This window comes from Rhodopseudomonas sp. NSM, assembly GCF_052445935.1.
GTDB lineage: Bacteria > Pseudomonadota > Alphaproteobacteria > Rhizobiales > Xanthobacteraceae > Rhodopseudomonas.
On the sequence record NZ_JBQTCH010000008.1, the window covers coordinates 128451 to 139140 of the forward strand.

General features: G+C 62.5%; 12 protein-coding genes. 5 read left to right on the forward strand and 7 right to left on the reverse strand.

Going from position 1 to position 10690, the window contains the following annotated elements:
• Positions 1-2: 2 nt before the first annotated feature.
• Positions 3-926 carry a LysR family transcriptional regulator gene (locus ACTZWT_RS19770; protein WP_444771389.1) on the forward strand — a complete coding sequence of 308 codons (924 nt, stop codon included), beginning with the start codon at positions 3-5 and terminating at the stop codon, positions 924-926.
• A 360-nt stretch (positions 927-1286) separates the two neighbouring features.
• Here the strand turns inward: ACTZWT_RS19770 and ACTZWT_RS19775 are convergent, their stop codons facing one another.
• The 3 genes from ACTZWT_RS19775 to ACTZWT_RS19785 form a co-directional block, all read right to left on the reverse strand.
• Complete coding sequence (locus ACTZWT_RS19775; RefSeq protein WP_444771390.1) at positions 1287-1967, reverse strand: AAA family ATPase; 681 nt, start codon at positions 1965-1967, stop codon at positions 1287-1289.
• Between the two features lie 153 nt (positions 1968-2120).
• Positions 2121-2516 carry a hypothetical protein gene (locus ACTZWT_RS19780; RefSeq protein ID WP_444771391.1) on the reverse strand — a complete coding sequence of 132 codons (396 nt, stop codon included), beginning with the start codon at positions 2514-2516 and terminating at the stop codon, positions 2121-2123.
• A 577-nt stretch (positions 2517-3093) separates the two neighbouring features.
• On the reverse strand, positions 3094-3318 hold the full coding sequence (locus tag ACTZWT_RS19785) for a hypothetical protein (protein WP_444771392.1): 225 nt from the start codon (positions 3316-3318) through the stop codon (positions 3094-3096).
• A 75-nt stretch (positions 3319-3393) separates the two neighbouring features.
• Between ACTZWT_RS19785 and ACTZWT_RS19790 the strand changes: the two genes are divergently transcribed.
• Complete coding sequence (locus tag ACTZWT_RS19790) at positions 3394-3522, forward strand: hypothetical protein (protein ID WP_444771393.1); 129 nt, start codon at positions 3394-3396, stop codon at positions 3520-3522.
• A gap of 118 nt (positions 3523-3640) precedes the next feature.
• On the forward strand, positions 3641-4048 hold the full coding sequence (locus ACTZWT_RS19795) for a hypothetical protein (protein ID WP_444771394.1): 408 nt from the start codon (positions 3641-3643) through the stop codon (positions 4046-4048).
• A 64-nt stretch (positions 4049-4112) separates the two neighbouring features.
• Here the strand turns inward: ACTZWT_RS19795 and ACTZWT_RS19800 are convergent, their stop codons facing one another.
• From ACTZWT_RS19800 to ACTZWT_RS19815, 4 genes are all read right to left on the reverse strand, one after another.
• Positions 4113-5147 carry an NAD-dependent epimerase gene (locus ACTZWT_RS19800; protein WP_444771395.1) on the reverse strand — a complete coding sequence of 345 codons (1035 nt, stop codon included), beginning with the start codon at positions 5145-5147 and terminating at the stop codon, positions 4113-4115.
• Positions 5148-5156: 9 nt separating this feature from the next.
• The gene (locus ACTZWT_RS19805) at positions 5157-6482 is read right to left on the reverse strand and encodes a UDP-glucose dehydrogenase family protein (protein WP_444771396.1); all 1326 of its coding nucleotides are present in this window, start codon (positions 6480-6482) and stop codon (positions 5157-5159) included.
• Between the two features lie 57 nt (positions 6483-6539).
• On the reverse strand, positions 6540-7331 hold the full coding sequence (locus tag ACTZWT_RS19810; RefSeq protein WP_444771397.1) for an FkbM family methyltransferase: 792 nt from the start codon (positions 7329-7331) through the stop codon (positions 6540-6542).
• A 155-nt stretch (positions 7332-7486) separates the two neighbouring features.
• Positions 7487-8236: a sugar transferase gene (locus ACTZWT_RS19815; protein WP_444771398.1), complete on the reverse strand. Its 750-nt coding sequence runs from the start codon at positions 8234-8236 to the stop codon at positions 7487-7489.
• A gap of 501 nt (positions 8237-8737) precedes the next feature.
• Here ACTZWT_RS19815 and ACTZWT_RS19820 point away from each other — a divergent pair.
• Positions 8738-9475 carry a metallophosphoesterase family protein gene (locus ACTZWT_RS19820; protein ID WP_444771399.1) on the forward strand — a complete coding sequence of 246 codons (738 nt, stop codon included), beginning with the start codon at positions 8738-8740 and terminating at the stop codon, positions 9473-9475.
• Positions 9476-9573: 98 nt separating this feature from the next.
• Positions 9574-10179, forward strand: a complete 606-nt coding sequence (locus tag ACTZWT_RS19825; RefSeq protein ID WP_444771400.1) for a polysaccharide biosynthesis/export family protein — start codon at positions 9574-9576, stop codon at positions 10177-10179.
• Positions 10180-10690: the final 511 nt, after the last annotated feature.

Consider the following 10690-nt stretch of genomic DNA (forward strand, 5'->3'; position numbering starts at 1 on the left):
CCATGGCTCGACACCGCGACGGGTTCACCGATATGGATTGGGACAAGCTCAAGGTCTTCCACGCCGCCGCAGAGGCCGGCAGCTTCACCCATGCGGGTGAGCAGCTCGGGCTGTCGCAGTCGGCGGTGTCGCGCCAGGTCAGCGCGCTCGAGCAGGAGCTGTCGGTGTCGCTGTTCCACCGCCACGCCCGCGGCCTGATCCTGACCGAACAGGGCGACCTGTTATTCCGCACCGCGCACGACGTGTTCATGCAGCTGCAGGCCGCCCGCGCCAAGCTGACCGACAGCCGCGAGCGGCCGAGCGGCGACCTCAAGATCACCACCACGCCCGGCCTCGGCATCCACTGGCTGGTGCCGCGGCTCGGCGAATTCACCGCGCTGTATCCGGAGATCCGGATTTCGCTGATCGTCACCGACGAAGAACTCGACCTGTCGATGCGTGAGGCCGACGTCGCGATCCGCACCCGCAAGCCGACCCAGCCGGACCTGATCCAGCGCAAGCTGTTCTCGATCGGCTTCCACGCCTATTGCTCGCCGGAATACATCAAGCATTTCGGCACGCCGCGGACGCTGGAGGAGCTCGACAATCACCGGCTGATCATGCTCAGCGACAGTCAGGTGCCGCAGCATCTGCAGAACCGGAGCTGGCTGGTCGACGCCGGCCGCAACGGCTCCGGTCCGCGCGAGCCTTACTTCAAGGTCAACAACATCCTCGGACTGGTGCGCGCCTGTCAGCAGGGCCTCGGCATCGCCGCGTTGCCGGACTATCTGGTCGAGGATCCGAACCGGCTGGTGCAGTTGTTCGGCGAGGAAGACTCGATCCAGCTCGACACCTACTTCGTTTATCCGGAGGAATTGAAGACGGTGGCGCGGGTTCAGGTGTTCCGCGATTTCGTCGTCAACAAGGCGCAGCGCTGGCCGAGCTGAAGGCCCCGGTCCCCGCATGACTGACATGCGGGCGCCCCGCTTGCTGCAATGCGTGTTCGCAGATCAAATGGCTTCACACTGAGGGTTCGCACTACGCATGTCCCCCTCCTCCAGTGGTGTGGAGTCTCAGTTATCCCTCTTGGAAGGTGATTGTGTCGGCCCACTTGGCCACGACCTTAGCCGGGCTCCTCGCGAGCCCGGTTTTTTTTGGACGATGCCTCAGTTCGGCGATGCGTGGATTCGACGAGGCGCCGAACGCCTCTCGAACTCCAAAGTCGACAACCGGGAGGAGCGCGGCAAACACGCGGCCTGGATCTGGCAATGGACGCGCGGAACCCCGCGCGCCTGAGTCGAAAAAACTTACGCGGCCTGCTTGTGCATGGCTCCGCCGGCCGAACCAGCCCCGCGGATCGCTTTCACCGAGCGTTCGATGGCCGCCCAAAGACGATTGACCTCATAGGCGGCGCGGCCTTCTGCCGCATACTCGCGAGCGCCCTGACCTTCGCCGAGCGCCATCAGCAGGTCGGCGCGGTTGGTGATCTGGCCGCCCCAGACCGGAGCCTTGAACTTCGCCAGCGCGTCGCGGGCGATCGTCACGATCCGGCTTTCGACCTCGTCACGCAGCGCCGGCGCGCCGTTGAGCACGATGGCGTAAGGCTTGCGATTGGCGCGGCAGGTTTGGATCGTATCCTGAACCGCGTTGACGTCGAACACACCGGGACGCGCCGGAATGATCACCATGGTGGCATTGCGGATCGCATCCTCCACCACCGCGGACAAATTCGGAGGGGTGTCGATGAACACCCATTCGATGCCGTCCCGCTTGGCGGATGCGACGATCTCGCCGACCGATCGCGTCGCGGTGCGCAGCGGTGGCTCGTTGGTACCACGCAGCTTGTGCCACAACGTCAGTGACCCCTGCGGATCGGCATCGATCAGCAGACATGGTCGCGACGCTTTATTGACATGAGCAGCCAAGTGAGCGGTCAGGGTACTCTTCCCGGAGCCGCCCTTACGCGATGCAAAGACGATGACGTTCATAAGATGTGGCCTCCCGATTGACCTATAGCAAACAAGGTGAATCAGGACGCTGATTCGTGGAAGTTAAAATTGCAGGCAGTGACTAACGCCTCGCCAGATTGCATCGGCAGGCTGGCTTTTGAGTCACACTAATCGCTTGCCATCCGCCGGATATCACGCCTTCATGCGTGATTCGCCGGCAGCGTCGGACGCGGTCGCGGCTCCGGCGGCTTCCTGATCCGGAGCGAACGGGGTGATATCGACGCCCTTCTTGCGCTGCCGCTCGACCCATTTCCGCTCGACCCAGCCCAGGGTGCGTGCGGTCGGCTTCTCCAGTGCAGGTACGTCCTGCGCAATCAGGACGAGACCCAGCGGCAACATCCACAGCCCCAGCACCGGCAGGAAGCTGAAGACGCCGCCCCCGATCAGCAGAACCCCGACCGGCAGCCGGACGTATTTCGACGACGGCCTGCGCAGCCAACCGACGAGGTGCGCAGGCTTCGGCGGCAGCTTCGACTCGAACCAGGCCAGATGGCGATCGAGTTCCGCGCGATGATCCGGTTCGTTCACATTCTTCTCCATCCCAAGGAGATAGGATGGGAGCACGACGGTTGCCAGAGCATTACAGGATTCGGAGTCGGCCCGTCAGCGTCGCTCGCGCTGCTTCTGGGCGCGTTTCGGCTTGGCGACGGCTGGCTTTGCAACGGCTGGCCTGGCAACGGCTGGCCGGGGCCGAACCGATCTGTCCGCACGGACGCGCGAAGGCGGCGGCCCGAAATGGACCCGGCAGGCCGGTGTGAGCAGCGACCTGTTCTGAACCATGCAAACAGTGATCCGATCGACGTCCGGCACAAACGCACCGCACAATCTCATCGCGTCCCCGCTGCACGCCTGCTGTTGATCCGCCGTGTAGGCCGTCGCACCTGTCGACCATGCCAGTTGCAGACCCGCAGCCACCAGTAGAGCCCCGATCCGGCCATCAAATCCCATGCGCCCCCCGTCTTCGAACCACGAAGAAAGTCTTCGTCCAGTCGAGAAAGTGGTCCCGGCGAACAAAGCCTGCTCCAGCTACCGAGCCGAATTGTGAGGGAGCCGCGCGCGCATGGCAAGCTGCAGCGCGTCGCACGATGAACCGCCGGCCGGCGTATCACGCCTCATTGGCGCCGACGCCGCGCCGGTCGAGAAGCGTCTGCCCTTTGGCGGTGACTTCGTAGCTGCGTGAGCCCTGCCCCGTAGATGCGACGGCGACGAGACCCTGCGACACCAGATGATCCAGCTCCAGTCTCTGCCCCGCGTTGAGATCGCGCCCCGCGGTTCGTGCGATATCGACCAGGACCGCGATGGCCTCGTCACTCGGCTCGAAATCACCCATGACGCCCTCCTCGGCTCAGTGCGATGCAAGGTTTGCGGCGATGCAACGTTTGCGCCGGAACGTCGTTCCCGCCTGATGGCTTGCAGCATTCAGGGCGATGCGCGTGTCCCGATCGAATTCATCTATCTGAAGCGGAGGGTGTCGGCGGATCAGCAGAGGCTGTCGGTGTTCGCGACGGCGATCGTGATCGGTCGACGATTCTGACCGCGACGTCCGATCGGACACGGCACAATTTCGTCACAAACCGGCTGGTTGCAATTCAATTAGAGCGGTGAAATTGTATCGTCCGGGCGTCGACCCCCGTCAATTTGATTGCAGACACATGTTCCAGCTGTTCACCCGAACAAATCCCGAAGCGCAGTTCAAGGCTCGTTCGTCGACCCGGGATATGGCCACGGATGCCGCGCGCGTCGCCTCGGTTGCAGGATCGATCGACGACGCGCTCAGGTCCGCGCAGGCCGAACACGCCGGCCTCGCTCAACGCGTCAATGATGCGATTGCCCGCGCGGCGATCACGGCGGGAAACGACTCCGACGAGTATCTGGATCGGGAGCCTGCCAATACTGAGCTTCAGAATCAGCTCAACACCGACATCGCCAACGGCGAACGACGCCTTCGCGAACTCGAAGTCAGCATCGGACATTTCAAGTTTCTGAAGGCCGCGCTGGCGAGCCGTTTCCCCGATCACACGACAACCGCGGTCAGCGTCGAAACGCCGAGATCGTCGTAGCTCCAGCGCACGGCGTGCGTCCGGAGGTTGACGACAGTCGGCGTCCACTTTTCGGGATCATGCGCTAGACGCGCCAATAGGCCCGATACCACGACACGAAGCGGCGAACACCGTCCTCGATCGACGTTGCCGGTCGGAAATTCACCTCGCGGGCAAGGTCCTCGATATCCGCATAAGTCGCCGGAACATCGCCCGGCTGCATCGGCAGCAGTTCCTTGACGGCCTTGCGGCCGAACTCCGCCTCGAGCAGTTCGACCACGGTGGTCAGCTCTTCCGGCTTGTTGTTTCCGATATTGTAGATTCGCCAGGGGGCGGCGCTGACTCCCGGATGCAGCCCGACCTCAGATCGGTTCGGATCGGCCGAAGGCACCCGCTCGATCAGCCGGACGATCGCTTCGGTGACGTCATCGACATAGGTGAAATCGCGACGCATCCGGCCGTGATTGAACAGCTTGATCGGCCGCCCGCTGACGATGGCGTCGCTGAAGATCGACAGCGCCATGTCGGGCCGGTACCACGGGCCATAGACCGTGAAGAACCGCAAACCGGTGGCCGGAATCCCGTACAAATGGCTGTAGGCGTGCGCCATCAGCTCGTTCGCCTTCTTGCTCGCCGCATACAGGCTCACCGGATGATCGACATTGTCGTGCACGGAGAACGGCAGCTTGGTGTTCGCCCCATAGACCGACGATGACGATGCAAACAGCAGGTGATCACAGCCGCCGTGTCGGCAACCCTCGAGCACGTTGAGGAATCCCTCCAGATTGGAATCCGCATAGGCGTGCGGATTCTGCAGCGAGTATCTGACCCCGGCCTGGGCTGCGAGGTGGATCACGACCGGGAAACGCTGCGCTGCAAACAGGTCCCGCATCCCTCGGCGATCGGCCAGATCCAACTCGACGAAGCGAAACGCAGGGTCGTCGCCGAGAATGCCGAGCCGCGCGCGCTTCAGCGCCGGGTCGTAGTAGGAATTGAGATTGTCGATTCCGACGACACGCCGCCCGGCCTGAAGCAGGCGTTGCGCGAGATGGAATCCGATGAAGCCGGCCGCCCCTGTGACCAGCACCGAGGACCCGTTCGTCGTCGTCGCGTCGATCATCGCGACACCTCAATAGGCCAGCGGCATGGCACGCCCGACCCCGCAATAATGGAAGCCGTTGCGCATCACCTCCTCCGGTGAATAGACGTTGCGCAAGTCGACGATCACCGAGCTTGCCATGATCGATGCCAGTTCCTTCAGATCCAGCGCGCGAAACTGTTCCCACTCCGTCACGATGACCACGGCATGCGCGCCGCGCGCGCAATCATAGGCATCCCGGCAGAACGTGACGTTCTCGATCACCTTTTCGGCCTGCGGCATGCCGACCGGATCATAGACGCGAACCTGTGCCCCCATATCCTGCAGCGCCGTGATCAGGGGAACCGCCGGCGAATCGCGCATGTCGTCGGTGTTCGGCTTGAACGTCACGCCCAGCACCGCAATCGACTTGCCACGCAGATTCCCGTTGCCGCCGAACGCAGAGGACACCTTGCGGGCCATCGCGCGCTTGCGCTGATCGTTCACCGCAACCACCGTCTCGACGATCCGCAGCGGGGTCTCGTTGTCCTGCCCGGTTTTGATCAGCGCCAGCGTGTCCTTCGGAAAGCAGGATCCGCCGAAGCCCGGGCCGGCGTGCAGGAACTTCGGGCCGATGCGGTTGTCCAGACCGATGCCTCGCGCGACCTCCTGAACGTTCGCACCGACCTTTTCGGCGAGATCGGCGATCTCGTTGATGAAGGTGATCTTGGTCGCGAGAAACGCATTGGCCGCGTATTTGGTCAGCTCCGCGGTGCGCCGATCCGTATAGAGAATCGGCGAGGCGTTGAGATGCAGCGGCCGATAGACTTCGGCGATGACCTGCCGCGCCCGCTCCTGGTCGACGCCGATGACGATGCGGTCGGGATGCTTGAAATCCCGGATCGCGGCGCCTTCCCGAAGAAATTCGGGATTCGACACGACCGCGAAATCCGCATGCGGGTTTTCCTCGCGGATGATCCGTTCGACCTCATCGCTGGTCCCGACCGGGACCGTCGACTTGGTCACGATCACGGTGAAGCCGTCGAGCGCCCTCGCCAGGCTCCGCGTCGCCGCGTGCACATACGACAGGTCGGCGTGACCGTCGCCGCGACGCGACGGCGTTCCCACCGCGATGAAGACGATGTCCGCTTGCGCAACCGGCCGATCGAGATCTGACGCAAACGACAGACGGCCGCCGGCCACGTTTCTGGCAATCAGATCAGGCAGACCCGGCTCGTGGATCGGAATCCGGCCGTGCCTCAACGCCTCGACCTTGCTCGCGTCGTTGTCGACGCAGGTGACGTGATGACCGAAATCGGAGAAGCAGGCGCCCGACACCAGCCCGACATAGCCGGCTCCAATCATCGCGATACGCATGAATATCCTAGCTGCTGCCGGACGGCAGCGGTTTGAAACCGACGCGACGAGACGGGTTCAGCCGTTCAGAATCGAGGCGCCGTCGATGTGGGGCGGGAAAAAGAAAAAGTTGTTGATGTAGAACTTTCCATGCTTGCGGCCGCCGTCTGGAAGCAGCGCGTCGGCGTCCTGCATCTCGGCCGGATCGAATTGCGCGACCGGAATCGCGGCGCCGTTCTTCAGAAAATAGCCGCGATAGGAGCGTCGATCGAACAACTCGAACACCTTGCGCGTGGCCTGCGCGCGATGCCGGTCTTCTGCCTCGATCAGGCAAACCGGCTGGCATCTGTCCAGCAGACCGGACGCTCCCTCGAGGACGTTCAGTTCGTGCCCCTCGACGTCGATCTTCACAAAGGCCACATCGTCCTCGACGACCGCATCGAGCCGGGCGGTCGCCACCTTCATCGCGACGGTTGTTCTGCCCTGCGCTGCGGATCCGGATTCGAGCGACGCGAGGCCGTAGATCAACTGGTCATCGTCCTTCGGCACGATCAGGTCAGCTTCACCGGATCGATCGGACAGCGCAATCTCGTGGACGCTCACATTCGGTGCCGACGTCCGGCGCAGCAGATCGGCCATCTTGCGCGACGGCTCGAAAGCATGAACCTTCCGCGACAATCGCGCCAGCTTGCGGGTGTAGAGCCCGCAATTGGCGCCGACATCCACCGTCACAGCGCCCTCGGGAACGATCCGGTCGAGAACCATCAATTCCTGCTCGGCCGATTTCGGACGACGCATGAAATGCCAGTGCAGCCAGACCGACGGAAACGCATCCTTCACCAGTTCCTTCGCATGTTGCGCAACGCCCATCGCCGTCCCCCTTCTTGCGCCATCAGCGCGCCACCATCACGTGAACTTCCGGACTTGCACCTCCCGACACTGCTATCGCGGCATCGTCGACCGCATCGCGCCGGAACGCCCCGCCGTCGCACCGATCACCACGATCGCTATTCGGCTTATCGTCTTCAGAATCCGCTTCCCGACAGGAATTCGCGGCGGATCGTCCGCAGGATGATCATGATGTCCATGCCAAGCGACCATTGCTCGATATAGACGAGGTCGTAGTCGATCCGCGAGATCGCGCGACCGGCCTCGACGGTGCTTCCGCGGCAGCCGTTGACCTGGGCCAGCCCGGTGATTCCGGGCCGCGCCGAATGGCGATGGAAATAGTACGGAACCAGGTCCTCATAGGGCACGTCCGCGGCGAGCATCCCGGGAACGTGTGGGCGCGGCCCGACGAGCGACATGTCTCCCTTGAGCACATTGATGAGTTGCGGGATCTCGTCGATGCTGGTCTTGCGGAGGAGCCGGCCGATCCAGGTGACCCGCGAGTCGCCCTGCACCGTCTGCTTCACGCCGCGCGAGTCGCAGGCGTCGACGCGCATCGTTCTGAACTTGTAGATCCTGAAGAACCGATTGCGATATCCGTATCTCGACTGAACGAACAGCACCGGCCCCGGCGACGTCAGCTTGATCGCAACCGCAATGGCGATCAGAACCGGCGCGAACACCAGCAATGCCCCACCCGCTGCCACGATGTCGAACAGACGCTTCCCAAGCGAGGCGGCCGGCTCGGTTCGCGCTGCCCGACGCGGATGCCGGCTGCGATAGCGGCTGTCGCCGCATTCGATCGGCTTCGCCGAAATGACGCTCCGCTCTCGACGAAGCGGGATGACCTCGGCCTGTGCAAACTTGGCTACGAACGGAGACGCCATTGTGTGCTCGCTCCTTCTTGGATTGGGCAAGGCCTAGTCGACGGCAATAGCGCCCACCTCTTCGCAGACGCACAGCTCGTCTTTCATGGTCAGAGCTTCCGATGGTCAGCATCCTGGAAGTTCTTGGAAGAAATTGGGCGACAACTGGTCGGTTTCAGGCCACAAACGACAGGATCATTTCATCGCCGCTTGTGCATCGCACGAAAATACGCTTGCTGATAACAGCTTACGACGCATTGCACACGAAACGAGCTGCGGGTATCCGACGTCGCGATATAGATTCTCTATTTCACGTGTACCGGGGCGGATGCCGAGCACCCCAACGAGATCGACAGCGAGTGACGGTTGAATGACGCTCGGCACGGCAGACGGAATACGTCATTTGCCGATTCACCCATCGACCGGTCCCCGGGTCCACAGCGGCCCTTCAACGCTACAACCCGCACGGCAATGCCGTAGCGTGATGTTGACGGCCCGGCGCTTCCATGATCGCTGTGACCAATGCCAGCACATCAAACGACGCAAATCTCCGGCGCCGCATCGACGCCCCCCGCGACCAGGATCTATGCGGTCGGCGACATTCATGGACGCGCCGATCTGCTGGCCGAAATCGCCGATCTCATCGACGACGATCAGCGCCGACGTCCGGTACGCCACGCCATCGAAGTCTATCTCGGCGATTACATCGACCGCGGGCCGGATTCGCGTGCGGCCATCGACATTCTCTGTCGACGACTGGTGAGAAAGCGGGCGATCTGCCTACGCGGCAACCATGAGGAACTGATGGAGAATTTTCTCCGCGACCCGCGTGCACTCCAGCGCTGGCTGCAACTCGGGGGTCTGAACACGCTCGCCTCGTATCAACTGTCGCCTGCCTCGAAGCCCGAAAAGATCGACGCCGATGCGCTCCGTGAGCAATTCATGCGTGTATTTCCACGCGCGCATCAACTCTTTCTCGCATGTCTGCGCACGTCGTTTCACTGCGGCGACTACCTGTTCGTCCACGCCGGCATCCGTCCGGGAGTCCCTGTCGCATTGCAGGATCCGGCCGACCTGATGTGGATCCGCAACGATTTTCTCGATTGGCCGCATATGCATGAGGCAGTGATCGTGCACGGCCACACCCCGGTCCCGCATCCGGACATTCGCCCCAATCGGATCAATATCGACACCGGCGCATGGAAGTCGGGCGTGCTGACGTGCCTCGTGCTCGAGGGTTCGTCGGTTCAGATGCTCTGATTGTCGACCGGCAGAATTCCCGGCTCGCACTCGACGCCTCACATTGTTGCCGCGTTTGTCCCGATGATCACGCCGCCAGACTACTCGGGGACAGATCGATGCAGCAGAGATCTCGCGCGACGCGTTGGTCCTATGGACACATTATATTCGCTCTGATGGCACTGTTCGCTGTGCTGACGAGTTTCAGCGTCGCCGCCGCCACCGCGGTGTATGCCCAACACCCGCGTGAGACCGTCGCGACCGCCGCGACCTATCTGCTCGGCCCGAACGACCGCATTCGCCTCAAAGTGTATGGCGAGCCCGACATTTCCGGTGAGTACGAAGTCGACAGCGGCGGCCAGATCTCCGTTCCGCTCGCCGGCCACGTCAGGGCCGCCGGCCTCACCACAAAGCAATTGGAGCGATCGATCACCTCGGCACTCGCGAAGGGAATCGTCCGCGATCCTCGCGTCAACGTCGAGGTCGCGCTGTATCGGCCCTACTACATCCTCGGAGAGGTCAAAAAGGGTGGCGAGTATCCCTATCGACTGGGCCTGACAGTCCTCGATGCCGTTGCGAGTGCCGGCGGATTCACCTATCGCGCGAATGAAAACAAAGTGTATCTGCGACGAGCGGGCGGAACCGCAGAAGAGGTGTATCCGCTCGATGCACCTGTTGCCGTTTTTCCAGGCGACAATATTCGCATTCCAGAACGCTTCTTCTGAAAGCACCATCAGTGCCGCAGCAGGGCAGATGCCGCAACATTGCGCTCGGCGCCTGATCCCGATGCGCGCCGCGCAATCATTTGACGCCTAATGCGGCGAAGCTGCGACCTGACGGCACCCATCGCTCGACGCCGCTATTCGTTCCGTCGACGACATTTCTTCCCTTCGATCGCACTCAACCTCGCCACAATTGCCGTCGCACCGCTCCCCAATCCGGCGCGTATTCAGGCGCATGCGCGCAACTACGCCTTGCGAACTCCTCCGCCACACCGGCGATCGTGTAGTTACCCGCGCCCGCGCATGTTTCATGTAGTCGCCACGCGCTCTGCCACAGTGCGGTCGATTTGCGATGCAATTCTGTTGCGGTGCGGCAGCCATCTCGTCTCACCGAAGTTCAGGACGCAGAACTTCGGAACGTTGCGACATGGTAGGTGCATTCGAGGTGGTGGACGACTTCGCGGTCGTTCGCGAATTGCACTCGAGATGGCGTGTTCGAGTAGCGGCATCCGTC